This window comes from Mesorhizobium sp. M7A.F.Ca.US.007.01.2.1, assembly GCF_003998165.1.
Classification (GTDB): Bacteria; Pseudomonadota; Alphaproteobacteria; order Rhizobiales; family Rhizobiaceae; genus Mesorhizobium; species Mesorhizobium ciceri.
In genome coordinates, this window is record NZ_RZQP01000123.1 from 1 (window position 1) to 18,655 (window position 18,655).

General features: G+C 58.7%; 21 protein-coding genes. 9 read left to right on the forward strand and 12 right to left on the reverse strand.

What is annotated here, in order from left to right:
- Window positions 1–93 precede the first annotated feature (93 nt).
- Window positions 94–1,236 carry a UDP-galactopyranose mutase gene (gene glf / locus EN949_RS21060; RefSeq protein ID WP_024504623.1) on the forward strand — a complete coding sequence of 381 codons (1,143 nt, stop codon included), beginning with the start codon at window positions 94–96 and terminating at the stop codon, window positions 1,234–1,236.
- An 87-nt stretch (window positions 1,237–1,323) separates the two neighbouring features.
- Here the strand turns inward: glf and EN949_RS21065 are convergent, their stop codons facing one another.
- On the reverse strand, window positions 1,324–2,490 hold the full coding sequence (locus tag EN949_RS21065; RefSeq protein WP_127371054.1) for a beta-glucosidase: 1,167 nt from the start codon (window positions 2,488–2,490) through the stop codon (window positions 1,324–1,326).
- 451 nt (window positions 2,491–2,941) lie between these two features.
- Here EN949_RS21065 and EN949_RS21070 point away from each other — a divergent pair, with 451 nt between their 5' ends.
- The gene (locus EN949_RS21070) at window positions 2,942–3,217 is read left to right on the forward strand and encodes a hypothetical protein (protein WP_127371762.1); all 276 of its coding nucleotides are present in this window, start codon (window positions 2,942–2,944) and stop codon (window positions 3,215–3,217) included.
- Between the two features lie 628 nt (window positions 3,218–3,845).
- Here EN949_RS21070 and EN949_RS21080 read toward each other — a convergent pair.
- The gene (locus EN949_RS21080; protein ID WP_013525125.1) at window positions 3,846–4,019 is read right to left on the reverse strand and encodes a hypothetical protein; all 174 of its coding nucleotides are present in this window, start codon (window positions 4,017–4,019) and stop codon (window positions 3,846–3,848) included.
- Window positions 4,020–4,492: 473 nt separating this feature from the next.
- On the reverse strand, window positions 4,493–5,143 hold the full coding sequence (locus tag EN949_RS36600) for a hypothetical protein (RefSeq protein ID WP_245265378.1): 651 nt from the start codon (window positions 5,141–5,143) through the stop codon (window positions 4,493–4,495).
- 391 nt (window positions 5,144–5,534) lie between these two features.
- Here EN949_RS36600 and EN949_RS21090 point away from each other — a divergent pair, with 391 nt between their 5' ends.
- The 3 genes from EN949_RS21090 to EN949_RS21100 all read left to right on the forward strand — a co-directional run bounded on the left by EN949_RS21090 (window position 5,535) and on the right by EN949_RS21100 (window position 6,990).
- Window positions 5,535–6,269: a Crp/Fnr family transcriptional regulator gene (locus EN949_RS21090; protein ID WP_127371236.1), complete on the forward strand. Its 735-nt coding sequence runs from the start codon at window positions 5,535–5,537 to the stop codon at window positions 6,267–6,269.
- 19 nt (window positions 6,270–6,288) lie between these two features.
- Complete coding sequence (locus EN949_RS21095) at window positions 6,289–6,525, forward strand: hypothetical protein (protein ID WP_024504626.1); 237 nt, start codon at window positions 6,289–6,291, stop codon at window positions 6,523–6,525.
- A gap of 225 nt (window positions 6,526–6,750) precedes the next feature.
- Entirely contained in the window at window positions 6,751–6,990 is a 240-nt protein-coding gene (locus EN949_RS21100) for a hypothetical protein (RefSeq protein ID WP_032899472.1), read from the forward strand.
- A 387-nt stretch (window positions 6,991–7,377) separates the two neighbouring features.
- On the opposite strand, the gene EN949_RS21110 is transcribed toward EN949_RS21100, so the two are convergent.
- Entirely contained in the window at window positions 7,378–7,662 is a 285-nt protein-coding gene (locus EN949_RS21110; protein ID WP_027161872.1) for a hypothetical protein, read from the reverse strand.
- Between the two features lie 111 nt (window positions 7,663–7,773).
- The gene (locus EN949_RS21115; protein ID WP_013525118.1) at window positions 7,774–8,022 is read right to left on the reverse strand and encodes a hypothetical protein; all 249 of its coding nucleotides are present in this window, start codon (window positions 8,020–8,022) and stop codon (window positions 7,774–7,776) included.
- Window positions 8,023–8,300: 278 nt separating this feature from the next.
- On the opposite strand from EN949_RS21115, the gene EN949_RS21120 reads away from it, so the two are divergent.
- The 3 genes from EN949_RS21120 (at window position 8,301) to EN949_RS21130 (ending at window position 13,224) form a co-directional block, all read left to right on the forward strand.
- Window positions 8,301–11,453 (forward strand): GAF domain-containing protein, encoded by a 3,153-nt coding sequence (locus EN949_RS21120; protein ID WP_127371763.1) that lies wholly within the window; start codon window positions 8,301–8,303, stop codon window positions 11,451–11,453.
- A gap of 111 nt (window positions 11,454–11,564) precedes the next feature.
- Entirely contained in the window at window positions 11,565–11,891 is a 327-nt protein-coding gene (locus EN949_RS21125) for a low affinity iron permease family protein (RefSeq protein ID WP_027161870.1), read from the forward strand.
- Complete coding sequence (locus EN949_RS21130; protein WP_127371356.1) at window positions 11,836–13,224, forward strand: phospholipase D-like domain-containing protein; 1,389 nt, start codon at window positions 11,836–11,838, stop codon at window positions 13,222–13,224. Before EN949_RS21125 ends, EN949_RS21130 begins: the two co-directional genes overlap by 56 nt.
- A 144-nt stretch (window positions 13,225–13,368) precedes the next feature.
- Here EN949_RS21130 and EN949_RS21135 read toward each other — a convergent pair whose 3' ends face one another.
- The 7 genes from EN949_RS21135 to EN949_RS21175 all read right to left on the reverse strand — a co-directional run bounded on the left by EN949_RS21135 (window position 13,369) and on the right by EN949_RS21175 (window position 18,044).
- On the reverse strand, window positions 13,369–13,590 hold the full coding sequence (locus EN949_RS21135; RefSeq protein WP_013525114.1) for a hypothetical protein: 222 nt from the start codon (window positions 13,588–13,590) through the stop codon (window positions 13,369–13,371).
- A 9-nt stretch (window positions 13,591–13,599) separates the two neighbouring features.
- Window positions 13,600–13,800, reverse strand: a complete 201-nt coding sequence (locus EN949_RS21140; protein ID WP_013525113.1) for a hypothetical protein — start codon at window positions 13,798–13,800, stop codon at window positions 13,600–13,602.
- 703 nt (window positions 13,801–14,503) lie between these two features.
- Window positions 14,504–14,797, reverse strand: coding sequence for a DUF768 domain-containing protein (locus EN949_RS21150; protein WP_013525111.1), 294 nt, complete (start codon window positions 14,795–14,797; stop codon window positions 14,504–14,506).
- A 142-nt stretch (window positions 14,798–14,939) separates the two neighbouring features.
- A complete protein-coding gene (locus EN949_RS21155) occupies window positions 14,940–15,542 on the reverse strand; it encodes a DUF4142 domain-containing protein (RefSeq protein WP_082826787.1) in 603 nt (200 codons plus the stop codon).
- 59 nt (window positions 15,543–15,601) lie between these two features.
- Window positions 15,602–16,999, reverse strand: a complete 1,398-nt coding sequence (locus tag EN949_RS21160; RefSeq protein ID WP_013525109.1) for a cytochrome b6 — start codon at window positions 16,997–16,999, stop codon at window positions 15,602–15,604.
- A 234-nt stretch (window positions 17,000–17,233) separates the two neighbouring features.
- The gene (locus EN949_RS21165; protein WP_013525108.1) at window positions 17,234–17,479 is read right to left on the reverse strand and encodes a hypothetical protein; all 246 of its coding nucleotides are present in this window, start codon (window positions 17,477–17,479) and stop codon (window positions 17,234–17,236) included.
- Between the two features lie 265 nt (window positions 17,480–17,744).
- Window positions 17,745–18,044, reverse strand: coding sequence for a hypothetical protein (locus tag EN949_RS21175; RefSeq protein WP_127371340.1), 300 nt, complete (start codon window positions 18,042–18,044; stop codon window positions 17,745–17,747).
- Window positions 18,045–18,195: 151 nt separating this feature from the next.
- Between EN949_RS21175 and EN949_RS21180 the strand changes: the two genes are divergently transcribed.
- The coding region (locus EN949_RS21180; protein WP_164782524.1) for a DUF892 family protein at window positions 18,196–18,655 on the forward strand (460 nt) is incomplete at its 3' end.

The following is an 18,655-nucleotide window of genomic DNA, read 5'->3' on the forward strand; positions in this document are numbered from 1 at the left end:
GTCGTGGGAAAGAACATGGACGGCCATGGCCGCTCACATTGAGGGCGCCTACCGACGCAAGAAGGTCGTCCCGTTGCGCAGGAGCGCATAGCCGTGTTCGATTGGCTGATCGTCGGCGCGGGGTTTGCCGGCAGCGTGCTTGCCGAAAGAATAGCCTCGCAGCGTCATGAAAGCGTTCTCTTGGTCGATCGCCGCAGCCATGTCGGCGGCAACGCCTATGATTGCTATAATGAAGCCGGCATCCTCATCCACCGCTATGGGCCACATATTTTTCACACCAACAGCCAGTCGATCGTGGACTACCTCTCGCAGTTCACCCAATGGCGCACATACGAGCATAGGGTTCTGGCGGCGGTGGATGGGATACTGCTCCCCATCCCGATCAATCTGGACACGATAAACCGCCTTTATGGCCTCGAACTGAATTCTGCACAGTTGGAGGAGTTCTTCGCGTCGCGACGCGAAACGGTTGAGGACGTGCGAACGGCCGAGGATGTTGTCGTCAGCACCGTGGGACGCGAACTCTACGAAAAATTCTTCCGTGGCTACACCAGAAAGCAATGGGGCGTCGATCCGAACCAGCTGAGCAAATCGGTGACGGCACGAGTGCCGACCAGGACCAACCGCGATGACCGATATTTCAGCGACAGCTTCCAGAAGATGCCTGCCGGCGGATACACGAGGATGTTCGAGCGCATGCTCGACCATCCGAACATCAAGATCATGCTGCAGACCGACTTCCGCGAAATTCGTGACGAGATACCGTTCAACCGCCTGATCTATACCGGCCCGATCGACGAGTACTTCGGCTGGCAGCTGGGGCGTCTTCCTTATCGTTCGCTCCGCTTCGAGCACGTCACCCTCGACCAAGAGCAGTTTCAGCCGGTTGCCGTCGTCAACTATCCCCAGACGGAAGATTACACCCGCATCACCGAGTACAAACATCTGACCGGCCAGCAGAACGCGCGGACCAGTCTGACCTACGAATATCCCACCGATATCGGGGACCCGTACTATCCGGTGCCGCGGGCCGAAAACGAAGAGCTCTTCAAGCGCTACGAAGCGCTTGGCGCAACCTGTCCCGACGTGTGGTTTGTCGGTCGCCTGGCAACCTACCGCTACTACAACATGGATCAGGTGGTCGGGCAGGCCCTGGCAACCTTCGCCCGCATCCAGAAGAGCGTCCCGGAATGGGCGAGCGCGGGGAAGGCGTCGTTGGCCGAAGGGGCGCTGTAGCTCGCCCACCCGGACGTACCTGGGAGCATCGAGCGTGGCAAGGCGGCGCCGACAGGCGCTCGCAACATCCCTCGTGCCGCTCATGTATTAACGCGTCAGGTTCGCCGCGAACAAAGCTCGCTGGCGGGCCAATTCCTCCGCGATGGGCTTGCGGACGTGCCGACTGCCGTCCGCCTGGACGACCGAAAACAATCCCACCTCCGCATGCCGCGAATTGTCCCAGCCCGGATAGGCGGTTATCGGGTATAGGCAAATACCTTCGATCGGCGCTTCGAAGTCAATTGCGGCACGCACCTCGTCGCAGACATAATGGAGCCACGCCGCCCCGCCTGATCCCTCGGAGCCGGTCTCGGCGATGAACATCGACTTGCCATATCGATGCGCGACCTCGATCAGCATCTCGGATAGGGCACGGTACTCGTGGTGCCCCATGGGAATCGTCGGCCCGTTGAGGTACCACTGATTGTGCGGGTAGAAATTCAGGCCAACGACATCGACAACATCGTCGCTGCCCCCCAACTCGGGCTCTGCCCGGCCCAGCAGCATGTCGTAAGCTTCGAACTGTCCGAGACGGGCATTTTCGGCCCGACGCCGTTCGGTCCGCGTTCGGTCGCGAGGAGCAATGTGGATAAGCGGCTCGGCCCAGACAAATCTGCAAGCGGGATCGACCTCGCGCATCGCGCGAACGCCAGCTATTGCAGCTCTCACGAGGTGCCTCTTGAACCATCCCCGCTTCTTCGGGCCAACGCGCGGGAAATAGCCAACCTCAACAGCCCAGGCGAAAAACGAGATTTCGTTGATCGGGCACAACAAAGGCGCTGTACCGGCGATTGAACGATGAACCCTCACAGCTTCTGCAGCGAACGAGGCATAGGCATCGATGAAATGCATCGACCCTTGATCAACGTGGTCTGGACATCCGTAGTGGAAGATGTCCCAGATGACCTGGACACCTGCCGATTGCGCTGCTTCGACCATCGGCGTCCAGCTTGACCAGTCATAGTTTCCAGGAGCGGTTTCGATGAGGTGCCAGCGCAATCCGTCGCGGACGGTACGAAGACCGAGTTCGGCGCAACCGCGGTAGTCGCCCAGGGCGTGCAAATAGTGCGAGGTCGCACGGATAAGATCGAGGCGGACGCCGTCCTTGCGCCGGTGCGACGAGCACTCAAAGCCAGCCATGAAAAAACTGGCGAAGGGCGACGTGCCCGCAATCGAAGTCACCTCATTGCCTTCGCTGTGTCGTGCTTCGCTCATACGAAGTCTCCTGCAGGCATTTGGGCTCAGTCTCGGCTGCCGAATGCAGATCGAAGCAGCCATGAGCAATCCGGCTGCCGTATCTCATCCGCCAGGCTGCACTTTCGTCCTGTGCTTAACGGGATGGTTCCAAACCGGATGATCGAGCCTTTGTTCCCGTCGACCCCGTCAGAGGCAGACAGCAGCCAGGGAAGAAGCTGCGCGAGGCAAGTCGGGGGTCAGGCACATGCCGTGATCGGATCATCCAACGCTCCGACGAAGGCAGGCAACAGTCCGTTCAAATTTCGACTTTCCAATATCGATCATGCTGGCGAGAGGGACGCGGCCCGTCGCGTCAAGCCGCTCCGTCGATCTTTGCCGGCAGAGCGCGCGCCATTCAGCTCAAGCGGGAACATTGGCTACGTCAGCAAGTTTGATCGCCATAGCAAGGGGCCGCAGGGCGGGCGCGCAGATGAGACATCTGCTCAAAGAAATCCTGGTCGAGATCGCTGAAATCCTTCCAGCGACGGCTCAAAAGCGCGACAATTCGGCCGAAGCACTGCCCGTCCATGCGCCGAACTTCCCCCACGATCGGGAGCCGGTTATTCGGGCAGACCCTTCCTACGAGGTGCCATCGCAACGCGCCGACGATCGGCATAAATCAGTCGCAGTTGAGCAAGCCGCAAGCTGTATGGAGGGATGCGGCGCCGGCTCGGATGATCTTACCTTTGCCAGTCACTGCAGATGAACCCACGGTCAAGGCTCACGCCTCTGACGGGCACGGCGTCGAGTGCCGAGCGAACGGCTTCAACGTTTGAGGTGTGGGGCCGGGCTTACGGCCTGAAGATCAACGGCGGTTGGCCTGCGCCTCTTCATCGCGCCATCGCTTCGGTCCGCCTGCGACGCTACGCGGCACAGTCGCGCGTGAGCCAAACCGTACCCACGGGTCAATCTCTTCTCCCAAGAAGGCCGCGCCATGGAGGGACCAATAGCGCGGCCCGGCCGAGGTATGACCCACTAGCCTTCGTCGGATGCCAGTGACAATATCCCACCAGGCGCCACCTGCAGCAGTTCCCTTGGACGGTCCTGTTCTGGCAATGAGATGATCCAGCCATAAGGTGCGCGGCTCAACAGCCTCTACCCCGTAGCATGTCTTTAAAGTGGCTTCTTCGAAGTGCGCTCCGGAGTGCAGCAGCCACATCACACGGGTTTTGTCGTCGACGCTGCCTTCTAAAGGCGCGTGGTAGCGGGAGCAGTCATGACACCCTCCGATGGGGCGGAAGCATGTTCTTCGCTCACAGCCGGCGGAGCCCAGAAACTACCGCCGCGAGAGCAATAATATTTTCAGTCGAGATCATGTGATCGGCAGAAGCATTCTAGTGCCTCTCTTTCAGAAATCGGGCTTCACGAAGCAGCGAATTCCAATCCGTGCCGATAAGCTTGATCAGACCGCGCGCATCCGGCTCTGAAATGCCGACTTCTTCAGACAGACGGCGGGCAAGCAATTGCTGATTGCCCTTTTCGACTCGGCCATCGCCATCCTTTTTCATTGGGTTCCTCCTTTGGGAAGCCAACTTGCGGAATGACCTTTCGTTTCACGAAACAAGAAAAAAGCCCGCGTCCGATTCGCGGCAGCGAGGATAGCGCCATTCGCTAGGGACTGTCGCAGGCGGTGCAAAGCAGGTCCACCTGGGGCGAACCAACACCGCACACCTTCGATAACGTACGCAAACCGGGTCCCAACAGAACCTGCGCGAACCCCGTGCAAGCCGCGCCGAAACGCCCCGCAGCCCCTCAGAATTAATGGGGATTGGCATCGGGGGTGTGTTTTGGGACGTGGGCGGTCAGGCGGGTCTCCTGACCTCCATGTTGAGGAAATGCTTCGGTCCGGGGCCGCCACGGTCCTCGAACGTAGCGGCTATGACGCCAGGGCCTGGCATTTCAAGGGCCGCTATGGGAGATGGTCCAAGGGCGCGGGATGCTCGGATCAAAAACCGCGGGAACGCGGCCGTATCTTCTTTGATCACTGCCTGATGAACATGCCCGTATAGGTCTGGCCGGCGAGCGTATGGGTTGCGGACAGCGTGCCGTCGGGCATCATCCTAAAACTGACGTCCGCGCCATTCGGGAGGCGCCCCAGCTTCAACGTATTCCCTACAATTTTTCCTTCGCCCGCGGCCTCACCCGGATTGTCATCGCTCAGAATTCCCCATGCGTAGGTTACGGTCACCTTTCCGTTTGAAGAAACAGATTGAACAGACAGTTTACCTTCATATGTGCCTTCCAATCGCCCGACCCAATTGCCCGAAAAAGCGGCGTACTTTGTTGGAACGCCCTTTGAAGGAGGAATGATTGCCACGGATTGATCCATTATTGCCGGGCCGGGGGGAACAACGGCAGGATCCAAGGCGGATTGGGAGGGAATGGCAGCAGGTTCGATAGCGGCGGATTGCAGCGGTTCAGGAGCCGATTGGCACGCGGGTAGGGCAAGTGCTGCGAAGGCCAGTATAAGGTTCCGCATCAATTTCTCCACATCGTTTCCGAAGGACATATCCGAAAGCCCACTGATCGGCAGAAAGTTCCATTCCCCACCAGGCCGGATTTTGGAGACGCCTGATGAACCATGAGTGACCCCAATAGATAGCCGCTCGTCAACCGTGTAGCGACATTGCACGGCCGCACCTCAAGCGGGCTCGTTGAGATGCCCATTTGCAAGGCCGGATTTCTCGCTTCAGGTGAGACGCCTTTTGCCTGATGCCTGGCCGGAGCCATCTGGCCCTCATAGGTGAGGTTGCAGCGTCAGGCCTTGGCGGATCAACCACCTCATGTGATGTCGCAGCGACCATTGCGAGCGCAGCCTATGTCATAGGTTAATGCGCTGCTCGAGGGGCTCGATTATGGGTGTGCAGCACTCCTGTGCCCCGTGCAATGAAGTCCCGGCCAAGGACCTGCCTCGGCATCCTGAATTCCCAGTTCCCGACCAGCAGTCCGGCGCCTCGTTACGGCTATCCGGAACTTTTGACGCGGATGCAAGTTCGATAACCAACATCAGCTAGGTAGCCACTTTGTCACCCACTTCATCCTCGGATGTACTTATCCGCAAGCTCCAAAGCATCTCGGATCTCCGAGAGGGCGATATTGATGTTTTGAAAGACATCCAAATTCAGGAGAAGGATTTTCTTGCCAATTACGACCTGGTGAGTGAGGGTGACCGCCCTGTCAATTCGTTCGTGGTTTTGGATGGCCTGCTCGGTTCCACCAAACTTACCGGCGATGGCAAACGGCAGATTACATCCTTCTTTGTGGCTGGGGACATTCCCGATCTGCATGGACTGCATCTGTCGGTCATGGATTGCAATTTCACGACCCTGACAGCAGCCAGACTGGGCTTCATGCGACATGACGCTCTTCGAGCCATTTGCGAACAGCATCCCCGAATCGCGACGGCTTTTTGGCGCTCGACGCTGATCGATGCAGCGATTTACAGGGAATGGGTAACGAATGTGGGACGACGAGAGGCCTATACGCGCATGGCTCACATCTTGTGCGAACTGATCTTTCGCTTGCGCTCGGTTGGACGCATCCAGGATCACGTCGCGGATCTTCCCATTACCCAGGCAGCACTTGGCGATGCATTGGGCTTGTCTACAGTCCACGTCAACCGAATGCTTCAGGAACTTCGACGTAGAGGCCTCATCGCCACCACAGGCCCAAGGGTGCAGGCTCTTGATTGGCCCGGCCTCACTCGTGCAGGTGATTTCGAAACGACCTACCTGCACCAAAGGAACCCCGCAGCTTAGTGGTGACGGAAGCTTTCGGATGGCACGATTTTTCTTTGATAGTGGCGATCACGATGTGGTCATCCAGGACGAAATCGGCATCGAATGTGCCGGTCTGGAGGAGGTGCGCCGCGTGGGCTTCGAAGGCCTTATCGACCTTACGAAAGATGCACTGACCGAGGTGGACGGGCAGCAAGTATTTGTTGAAGTGCGGAACGAAAACGGCGACAGGATTCTGAGGCTGAGCATCTCGCTTCAGATCAAGCTGATGAGATAACGTGCGATAGGACTTGCTTCGACAGAACGCTGCCGAACGCCGGCAAACCAAACGGAGCGGCGACGAAGCCGAATGCCGCGTGGCCGGACTGTCGCACGAAGATGCCGCCGCCATTTGCGACCAGCTCGGGTTCTCCACATTGGAGAAATCGGAAAGCCGCAGCAGAAGGGCATGCCCGCCTCAGTGGCGCAATCCGACTGATTTAATCGATGTCCCGATTTTTGTATGAAGTTCTGGAACGCGCACTCTCAGCGCTCGTTCATGTTGTCTCAGCAGAGGGTCGTCGAGATGCAACGAAAAGCGAACGAGGCAAGCCGGGTGGCGAAAGGCCAGGACCTTGAGGTCGAACATCTGGTCGAGCTCACGGAAATTGACCCCAAGCAGGCACGAACGCTGCTTCGCAGGCATGGCGCCGATTGGCCGAAGCTCAAAGACGAGGCGGAAGCTCTGAAGAAGGAAGACTAATCGTCACCTTCCGAGCGGTTGGCGAGAAAGCAGTTCTAGCTCATCCTCATCCGTGACCCCAGCCTGGTAGTAAGCCAGAATACGTGATGCGCGCCGCTCCTTCTCGGTTGCGGTTTCGTTTTTGATTTTGCTGCGTGCGAAGACGCGACTGAGCAGGGCAAGTTCTGATGGGGTGAAGGCGTCTCTATGCATCGCATCTCAACTCCCGCGCGCCCGTCTCGAGAGCGTCGAGGTGGGCTGAAGCCGTGTTGCAGCCTCTGCGCGTCTTTCGGAGATTAAACAAAAAGGCTGTCCGCACCAGCCAGAAACGGTCTCTTTCGGGTTCACGGCGTGATCTGCCCGGCGGCCGCAACATCTGGCTCGATGGCGACAGCGGAGAAACCGGCTTCAACCCGATCGCAAGACGCCTGGCTCCTCTGTTTCCTTGAACTCTTCCGTATCCCTGGGCGCGGCGACCAGATCCTGGAATCCGAGAGTGGCGACGAGATAGCCTGCTTCGTCGTAAACCTTCGTCACCCAACTGGTCGGGTCCACTCCATCGACAATTCCGTCGAGCATGGCCTCCTTGGCTGCACGCTTCGCCTCTCTGACAGCCTCATCTCGATCAGCCATATCGGCAAAGATTGCAGGCTGGGCCATGCCTTCGATAAACTCGAAGCGAAATTTCGGCATCGGTCGCTCCAGTCATTGTGCCAGCGCATCGGACATTTCTGGCAGGTTTGACGCTCAACGCGGCGGTGTCGAAAAGGATGCAGCGGGTTGATTGCGCGTGATCGTCAAACCTCAGGCAGCATTGCTGCCTCCCATCTCCCAGTCGCCTTGCCAACGTGCGCGCACGGCGATCATCAGTGTGGCCGCTTCCGTCATTCCTGTTTCAAACAACCTGATCAGCTCTCTCGCTACGGCGTTGGCCGCCGCCGTGTCGGGCAAGATAGCAAATTCCTGGCACAGCGCGTCGAACGCGTCGCGAAGGATGTTCAGGTCACTGGGGTAGAGAGCTTCCGTATTCGTGCGGGTTGGTCGGCTAAGCATCAGGCGCTCCTATTCGGCTACAGTGGGATTGCTCCCAAGCAGCGGCGCCCGTTACACAGCCGCTGACAATGGCTTTATGCGGCACAGCCCAGCAGGTGTCATTAAACTATGATGCACGGCGCGTCGTTCGCCCGTTGAGGGCGCATACGGAGTTGTCCTTCGCTGTCGTGACGCAAGTTTCTTCGCAATGCGTCGGCGGCCTAGCCCCGACCTGTTGTCCGGCGCCTGGAACTCTTCGCGACTGACGGCATTATCTAGTCCGACCAACCGGGGGCGAAATGGGAGTCACGTCACGCGAACGTTCGTCTGAAGTGCAGCGCTTCCAGCTTCTGGCGGGGTTGGGTGACAGGATTCGGGAGATCGATGATCCTGCCGAACTGGCATTTGCGGCAGCGGAATTGCTTGGGAAGCATTTTGGCATCAGTCGAGCCGGATATGGCACGATCGATCTCGAGAAAGAAACGATAGTCATCGACAGAGACTGGAACGCGCCGGGAATCCGAAGTCTGGCCGGAACTCTGAACTTCAGGGACTACGGCTCCTATGTCGATGATTTGAAACGAGGTGAGACGGTCGTCTTCGAGAATGCCGAGACAGACCCGCGAACCCACGACCATGCCGAGGCTCTCAAAGCAATCAGCGCCCAATCCGTCATCAACATGCCGGTCACGGAGCGCGGCGGGTTGGTTGCGTTATTGTACCTCAATCACTCCGAGCCAAGACACTGGACGCCGGCCGAGGTTGCTCTGGTTTCGGAAGTGGCTGACCGGACGCGCACCGCAATTGAACGGCTTCGTGCGGAGAAGGCCCTGCGTGAAAATGCCGAGCGCCTGGCCTTTCTGGATCGCCTCGGCAGAGAGATATCCCCGGCGACAGATGCCGACGCTGTCATGGAGGTCACCACCCGTCTACTTGGCGAACATCTAGGCGTTTCGATTTGCGCCTACGCTGACATGGAGCCGGACCAGGACCACTTCACCATTCGCGGCGACTGGAGCGCTCCTGGCTCGCCTAGCATCAGGGGATACTACAGTCTTGCCGATTTCGGTCGCCTCGCTGTTGGCAATCTGACCGCCAATCGGCCGCTCGTCATCAACAACAATCTCGAGGAAATTGCACCAGAGGAAGCAAAGACCTTTCAGGATATCGGCATAACGGCGACGATTTGCATGCCCTTGGTCAAGCAAGGCCGGCTGGCTGCGCTAATGGCCGTTCACGACACGCAGCGCCGCGTCTGGTCGCAGCGCGAACTGTCCTTGCTGGCGGAGGTGACAGAGCGGTCATGGGCTCACATCGAGCGCGTCCGCTCGGAACAGGCTGCCCGAGCGAGCGAGGAGCGGCTAAGGCTAGCGACCGATGCGGCCGCTATCGGAACGTGGGACTATGATCCCATCACAAGGGTGCTGCGTTGGGACGACCGATGCAAAGCTCTCTTCGGTCTGCCACCTGAGGCGGAGGTGACATATGAGAGCGCGTTCCTGGCCGGTCTCCATCCAGAAGACCGCAAACGGGCGGATGAGGCCGTACGCCGGGCGCTCGCGCCGGGCGAGTCTTCCCGCTACGACATCGAATATCGGACGATCGGGCTGCGCGACGGAAAGGAGCGTTGGATAGCTGCAACGGGCGAATCTCTTTTCCGGTCCGGACGCGCGGTGCGTTTCATCGGCACCGTCATGGATATTACCGCGCGAAAGCGGGTGGAGAACCAGCTTCAGATGATGAATGCGACTGCCGCCGCCGTGGCAGCCGAGCTGGACGTGGAGCGCATTGTCCAGATTGTCACCGACGCTGGCGTCGCGCTGTCAGGCGCGCAATTCGGAGCTTTTTTCTACAATGTCCTCGATGACAAGGGGGACAGCTATGTGCTCTACGCCCTGTCGGGAGCGCCACGCTCCGCTTTCGAAAATTTCCCCATGCCACGCAACACGGCCGTCTTCGAGCCTACTTTTCGCGGGAGGGGCGTGGTGCGTTCCGATGATATCCTCATGGATGTGCGCTATGGAAAAAATTCGCCGAGGAAGGGAATGCCGGAAGGCCATCTTCCCGTGCGATCCTATCTTGCCGTGCCGGTCATTTCGCGATCGGGCGAAGTGCTGGGTGGGCTGTTCTTCGGACATTCCGGTTGCGGTGTCTTTGCCGCAGAGCATGAGACAGCCTTGCTGGGGCTGGCCGGTCATGCCGCCACGGCAATCGACAACTCCCGACTGTTCAAAGCGCTGCAGACGCTCAACGCCACTCTTGAGCAGCGTGTGGCTGAGGAAGTTGCCGAACGCGTCCGAGCAGAAGAGCACCTGCGCCAGGCGCAGAAGATGGAGGCCGTGGGACAGCTTACCGGTGGCATCGCCCACGACTTCAACAATATGCTGGCTGTCATCATTGGCGGTTTGAATCTCGTGCAGCGCAAGCTCCGAAACGGCGACACGAACGTGAACCACTTCGTCACCGGTGCAATCGATGGGGCACAACGCGCTGCGGAACTTACCAAGCGGCTGCTTGCCTTCTCTCGCCAGCAGCCCTTGGCACCGACGCGCCTGAATCCTAATCGACTCGTCTCCGGCATGAGCGAACTGCTGAGCCGAACGCTTGGAGAGACCATAGCAATCGAGACGGTGCTCGCCGCTGGGCTGTGGCATGTGGAGGCCGATGCAGGGCAATTGGAAAGCGCATTGCTCAACCTTTGCGTCAACGCACGCGATGCCATGCCCGGCGGCGGAAAGCTCACGATTGAAACGTCTAACGCCCATATTGACGATCGGTATGCGAGAGAAAACGCGATCTCCTCGGGCCAGTATGTGATGATAGCGGTCACCGATTCCGGAACGGGCATGACTGCGGACGTGCTGGCAAGAGCCTTCGATCCGTTCTTCACCACAAAGGGAGTCGGCAAGGGTACCGGATTGGGACTTAGCCAAGTGTATGGGTTTGTTCGTCAGTCCGGCGGCAGCGTCAAGATCTATTCCGAACTCGGTGCCGGAACCACCTTGAAGATCTATCTACCGCGGTCGCATGGCGGCATTCCCGACAGCCCGGCCGCCGCCTTGGCGGGCGAGCATCCGGGACGTTCAGACGAGGTCATCATGATCGTCGAGGATGAAGATCGTGTACGCCTGATGGCCGCAGAAGCGCTGCGAGAACTAGGCTATTCCGTCCTGGAAATGTCGGGGCCACGAGACGCACTTGCCGCCGTGGAGAGCGGGCATGTGCCTTCGCTTCTGTTCACCGATGTGGTCATGCCGGAAATGTCAGGCCGCGAACTGGTGGACAAGGTCAGGACATCGCACCCGTCACTAAAGGTGCTCTACACCACCGGCTACACGCGAAACGCGATTGTTCACAATGGCACGCTCGATTTTGGAACGGAGCTTTTGACCAAACCCTACACGATCGACGAGCTGGCCGAGAAGGTCCGAAAGGTGCTCGATCGAAAGTAACGATCGGCCAGAGGCGATGTACTCAAGCGGCCGACCCAAATCCACTGCAGGCACGGCGGGGCGGTATGATGTCTCGCCGGAACCAGGGGGGACTGCCGCGAGTTCTCTGGAATGGCAAATCATCCGATCACCAGCGCCCTTACCACAATCGGCACACTGACTTCCCGTCCCGCTGCGTTCCTGGTCTTGTTGGCCTACGCAATTCTTTGGATGATTTTCGAGCGACAGAGCTTGGATTGGCATGGAGCCGCAACATTGTTCACCTGGGCGATGACGCTGTTCATCCAGCGCGCGGAGCACCGCGACACTCAAGCGATCCACGCCAAGCTGGACGAGATCCTGCGGTCAGATCACGCGGCTTCAAACATCACCCGGATCGACGATGAAGAGCCCGAGGAGATCGAAAAACATCGCCATCGCCAGCAACAGGGCGATTGACGTGCAGCCTTTCGGTTCCGTTGCGTCAGGCGCCCGCAAGAAGACCTCCCGCATTGCGCCTTGGCGAAAGGTGCTCATCTATCTGGCCATTGCCGCCATCGGCAGCCTGCTCACGGTGTTGATCATAAACCTCACTCCACAGCCGCGCGTTCTACGATCTATCGTCCCCCACCGGTTCGACGCTACGGATCCCCAATTTCCCAAGACGATGAGCAGCTATTCGCAAGGGCAGATGTTCGGTTCCAACGCGGTCCAAACTCTCGTCAACGGAGACGAAATATTTCCCTCAATGCTGCAAGCAATCGGGGCGGCTCGATCCAGCGTCAACATGGAAACGTATATTTATTGGTCAGGAGCCATCGGCTACGAGTTCGCGATCGCATTGGCGACGAAGGCCCGCGAAGGCGTGGAAGTCCGCGTGAACGTCGACTGGGTTGGCAGCCTTCCCTTCGACGAGGACCTGATCCGCATCATGACGACGGCAGGTGTGCGGTTCGAACGCTATCGGCCGCTACGCTGGTATACGTTGGACCGTGTAAACAACCGAACTCATCGCAAGCTGCTGATCGTTGATGGCCGGATCGCTTTCACTGGCGGGGTCGGCATTGCCGATGATTGGCGCGGGAACGCACGCAACTCAAATGAATGGCGCGACACCCATTACCGGATCGAAGGACCAGCCGTGCCCGCATTCCAGGCGGCGTTCGCCGAAAACTGGCTTGAGACGACCGGCGAGACATTGCAGGGCGGGAAGTTCTACCCTGCAGTTGCGGCCGCTGGCGGTCTCGATGCGCAGTTGATACTTTCTTCGCAGCCAAACGGCTCGGAGAACATGGAGTTGATGATGTTGGCGGCAATAGCCGCGGCCAAGGATCATCTGCGCATCGGCATGGCCTACTTCGTGCCGGACGACATCGCGCTGCAGCAGATTCTTGATGCAAGGAAGCGAGGCGTCTCGGTCGATGTCATCGTTCCCAATTGGCTCACGGATGTGCCTGTGGTGCGAAAGGGCTCGCGCTTTTTCTGGGGCGAATTGCTCAAGGCCGGTGTGCGCATCTTTGAGTTTCAACCCACAATGTACCATCCCAAGCTTTTGATCGTCGACGATGTCTGGGTGAGCTTTGGCTCGGCTAATCTGGATGAGCGATCCTTGCGCCTCAACGATGAGGCCAGTCTGAACGTCTACGGCTTGGAATTCGCGCGGACGCAAATAGACGTTTTCAACGAGGACCTGAAGCGATCAAGGCAGGTCAGTCTGGAAGAATGGCAAGCGCGTCCGCTAAGCGAAAAGGTCACCGACTACTTTGCGAGCAGGTTTCGCTCCCAGCTCTGATAATGGCGAGGAGGCGGAGATCCAAAGTCCCCGCGATTGCTCGCCAGGTATTTCGCAGCCTTGCTGGATCAGGTCGCGGAAGCCCTCCCTCCCAGCCGCGCTCGCCGCTGGACTCTCCCAGTGTTCCGCACGGATGTGGAGAGCCTAAAAGACTTCGATCACCTTACGGCTTCTCTTTTTGAGAGCCTGGATGGGTTTGCGGCGAGTTTGCGGCTGCGCCGGCGACGACTCCACCGGACGCTGTGCAAGCCTTGCTTGTCTCAGCCGCGCCGTCTTCTCGGCGCGTTGTGCGCGTTCAGCGTCCAGCGTCTCTTGGCTGATGCGTTTGGCGCGGTCGTATCTTTCCTTGTCATGATTGCGCGTCACGGACACCTCCTAGCCAGCAACAAAAATCCTGCGAACCTTTTTGGTGACACGCTGCTTGCGTTCTATGGGAGACGGCGTGATGGCCTGTGCGAGGCGCGCTTCCTTCAACCGCGCCGTCTTGGCGGCGCGCTCAGCACGTTCCTTGTCGACAATGATTGCTGCAGCTGATGTGGTCTTCTCGTTGCGAGCGTCATTATTGGTCCGCGGCATCTCAGCGCCTCGCCTTAATTCTTGTCGCCCGCAGAGCCATTTTGTACCTGGGTCGTGCTCTAACCTGGTGTATCGCCCCCTTGGGCGAGATTTTGCCTCGATGAGCCGGCTTCATGCGCAGGTGGTTGTCGTTGTCCGCTTGTGGGATGGCCATCTCGGTTCTCCTATGCGGGCCGAACTTCGATATGACACAAGTGTTCCAAGGCAACGCGCAAGCTGCTGGGCTATTTTCGATGCAAGGAAACGCGCTTCAGGCGCGTGATCGGGGAACCGTGACAGGGGGCCGTAGCTGGAACTTTGAGAGCGCAGATAGCGTCGGCGCCTGCACACGGCGGCCCTCTCCCAAAAGCTGTCAGCCGCGGCGGTGCGATTACCGGCAGCAAAGGAGCTTGGTGTCGACGATGAACTTCCTGGCGACGAGATCGTTCGGACTTTGCTGCAGCGCAGGATCCCCCCGCGAGCGCATTAGCTGGGTATTGTATGGCGTTAGGGCCGTTGAACCACCACCGGGGTGTGTCAGTAGCACCTTACAGGCAGCCGCAGGTCCAAACGAGCAGCACCGTTCCAAGCGCATAAGGGACCAGAAGCAAACCTATCGTCACCCAGAAAGCCGGCTCTGCCAAGGCGGCCATGTCCTTGCGAAACTGCTCCATGGGGCTACCCCGGCAACTTCGACAAACGAAAAGAGCTGATCTGGTATGGCCTACGGCCCGCTTTTGGCATCTTCGACCTCCAGCGCATCCATGAGGGCTGCCACATCGCTGGGTTCGCCAGCGGCGTCACCATGCACGCCAGTTCGCGCTTTCTTGAGCGCTTGCTCGATCGCATCTTCAATGTTTCCGAGCTCGTCCTCACGCACCTCGCGACCATAACCGGCCGCTTCGGCATCCTGCTCGAATTGCTGAGCCAGCACGGCGAAGCTCACTTCCTCTTGGCCGGCAAGAGTGCCGACATTCTCCTGCAGCCAGCTTTCAAAAAACTCTTTGGTCGCGTTCATCGGATAACTCCTCCACCGGATTAAGCGCGGCGGCGATCCGAAGTTCCGCCATGGCGTCACTTTCTCAATCAGACGAACAGAAGCGCGTGCGCTGACATTCACGGAAGGCAGCTGAACTTTCAGGTGCCACATGACCGCCGCTTCATTTGGCCTTTTGCGTATCCGGCGCGAACAGGGCTTGGCCTGCCAGCTTCGCGTGCAACGTGCGGGCCAGGTCAAGATGTTCAAGCACCGTCGGCAGCTTTTCGGAGGCGAAGCGCTGAAGCGCTGCATCCTCGCCCGAGCCTATCTCCCAAGCCAGGAGCTGCGCCGTCCTTTGGTGATCGACGATCTGCGCCCTCAGGTACGCCAGCTCAAACGCGGCGCCGTCGAGCTTTTCGAGATCGGAACGGATTTTCTTGTGATCTGGATCGAGCCCTTCGGGAAGTGGAATCTTGCTTTTATCGGCCACGGATTTCAGCTGCTCATTGGCCTTGTTGTGATCATCGACCATCCGATTTGCAAATTCACGGAGGTCTTCGTGGCTTGTCTTTCCAGCCGCGAGTCGCCCGAACTCTATCTCGGCCCTGCCGCCTGCCGTAATTAGCTGTACGAAAAGCCGATCCTGATAATTCGTCTGGTGCGGTGCTGGAACTCCAGGCTTCTCCATACTGGTATCGGGGGCAAGACCGGCTGGATTGCCGATTTGCGCCAGCGCACAGCAGGGCGACACTGCCAGGACTACTGTCATTATGGCGGCACGCATGAACTGTCCTCCATTCAATACCTAGTTAATTGTCGGCCACGGTTTTTCCCGGATGATGTCTAGAGCGTGAGCAAATAGGCCACCAATGCTTCCTTTTCCGATTGGTCGAGCTTCGTTCCGAGCACCAGGTTGAAGAACTCAACGGTATCGCCCAGCGTCATCAGACGGCCGTCATGAAGATAGGGCGGAGAATCCTTGATCCCGCGCAACGTGAAGGTCTTGATGGGTCCATCTGGAATGGCAACCTGGTCGTTGAACGTCTGACCAACTTTGTAGAATCGCTCGAGCTTCAGGTCGTGCATATTGTTGTCCATGAAGGACTGGGCTGGAACATGACATTCGCCGCAGCGGCCCTTTCCCATGAACACCTGCTCGCCCTTGATCTCCAGCGCACTGGCGGTAGCCGGGTCAAGTCGTCCAAAGGGATCGAGCTTGGGTGCCGGAGGAAAATCGATGATGTTCTGCATCTGCGCCATCATCGCGACCTGGTTGGGCCGATCCGGCAGGTTCACGCCCTTGCGGGTGGCGCTCACGTGATCGCCGTTGAAATAGGCGGTGCGCTGTTCGAACTCCGTAAAGTCTTCCACGGAACGCAGCGAGCGCTTGGATCCGTGGATCTGCTGGTTGAACAAGCCGCGCAGGCTGGTTGTGTCGAGCCGGAAGCGCTCGGCTTGCGGCCGCACGTCCGGGGTGAGGTGAAACGCCCCGTTGGTGTGGAAATTGGAATGGCAATCGAGGCAAGCGACACCCGTGCTTTGCATCGCTACCTTCCTGTCCTCGGTCTGGTTGAATTCCTCCTGCGGAAATGGCGTCAGCAGCAGACGAAGTCCTTCCATCTGCACGGGCGTGATGATGCCGTTCATGTATTCGTAGAAGTTGCGTATCGTCAGCAGATCCCCTCGCGACACATCTCCAAGCTCCGGGTGCGTGGTCAGAAATATTGGAGGTGGAAACTCCGGGGTAAGGTGATCCGGTAGATCGAAATCGACGTCGAAGCGGCGCAGATCGCGTCCTTCATCAGCGCCGATCTCTCTAATCTCACTTTCAGGAAAGACCTGACCTCCGGCGGCCTGCTTGACGTGCGGCAACGGTAGGAAGCCTTGCGGCAACAGACCACGATCACGAATTTCCTGAGGGGTTTTCGCTGCCAGGCTGCTCCAGGTTTCGCCTGCCGGCAGTTTCACTCGCGAGCCTTCTTGTACAGCCTTGCGCCCGCCCGACATCATGACGCCGGGCATCGGCCGGTCGGCCAGATCGTAACGGCTCTCGAGCAGGCCGCGTTGCCGTTGTGTCACAGCCGGCTTTTGCGCCTCGTCAGTTTCCTTGACCGCAGAAAAAGGCAAGCTTGGCAATGGACGATACGTCAGATCCGGCGGCAGCGGGTCCGAAGCAACATTGAGCGTGAACGTTGCAGCGCCAAGCAGGACCGGCAAACCAAGATTGAAGATACGCGACATATCCCCTCCCCACAGCGTTGAATTTGGCCCCAACCAGTGCGCGCAAGCTTTGTTCCATAGCTTTGATAGCCCCAACGCTCACGCTCGGCTTTTCGATGATCACCGGTGTCGCTGCTTTGGAGGGTGCGATCTGCGTGCCTTGCCTGCGTACCGTTCTCGCCATCTTCTGGCTGATGACTGCACGTCCGCTGCCGACTCGTGGCCTTGCAGCAGGCCTGCATCGAGCGAAGCTATCTATCCCGACATTCCGGATTGTATCACCCCATCGGCCGACGACCCGTCAGACATCGCCGCATTGTTGATCTGGTCCGTCCCGAACTGAGCGACCTGAACCATCATGGCCCTGGCCTTTGCAATGAGTTCATCGTCGGGAAGAGTATGCCCGGCCTGCAGGGTAACTGTAATACACTCGCCTCCCTCGCCCCGAAATTCCACGACCGGAGCCTGGTCTCGGCTGACGACAACTCCCATCATCTGCATAAAAACCTCCTCGTCGCTTCCTGCATTGGCCAGACAAACGCAACCCAGCTCGGCTATCTAATCCTTGACATAGGCCCCAGGTTGACGCCCGCCTCTGGGCGCCTTGGCGTCTTTCGAATGCTCGGCGACCGCAGGGCCTGCTCCGGATATTTTCTCTGGGGCCGGTGAAGGTGTCGCCGGCTTTGACGGGGTCCTGCCGCTCGATTTCTCGGGGCGGGGTGATATGTCAGTTGAAGACTTGTCTGAAGAAGTCATGGCTCTTTCCCTAGCGCGAAACTCCAATACCAACCTGCGAAACGCCGGGACGTTCCATCGCGATATGATCTCCGTTGTTGAACCTGGAGGCCTTGCTGGGGCGCACCGGCAACGGGCTGATTTCGCAAGACGAATGGCAAGCGGCCAAGGCGCTCGGGCAAGACACAGCCTGACACATTGCGGCGCGGGTATTGGAATGCGAGCCGACGCGAAACGCTTCATTGAGATCATCCATCACGGAACCCGCGGCAGGCAGCAGCTTCGTCATTTCTGCAGGAATGCGTTTTGCCAACGCGGACACCGCGACCATGCCCGTCGCCCGCCACTCTCTCCTGGTGCCAAGCGCCCGCTTGCAGCGCCTACCTCAAGGAGCCTGCAATACAGGCTGACTCCGCAGCTCAACCGATGAGGAACAATATCTCCCTTTGAAAGTTCTGGCCGACCCGTGAAGGAGGTATGAAATGTCAGAATCACGCGAATGGCTTGTCCAATGGCTCAGGGATGCTCACGCCATGGAGGAGCAGGCCGAAACCATGTTGAATGGGCAACTGAACCGGATAGAGAACTATCCTGAGCTCAGCGAGCGGATTCGCCAGCACATCCAGGAGACCAGACAGCAGGCTGCTCGGCTGGAAACCTGTCTTGACCGCATCGGACAAGGATCTTCCACACTGAAGGATGCCGGCGGCAAGCTGACGGCAATGGCGCAGTCGCTCAGTGGGATGTTCGCCGGGGACGAAGTGATGAAGGGATCGCTTGCAAGCTACACGTTCGAGCACATGGAAATCGCCTCCTACACAATCCTGATCGCCGCCGCCAAATCGCTAGGGGAAGCAGAGGTCGCCCAGCTCTGCGAAGAGAATCTGCGTGAGGAAGTTGCGATGGCGGACTGGTTGAAAAGCCATATTCCAGCGACAGCCT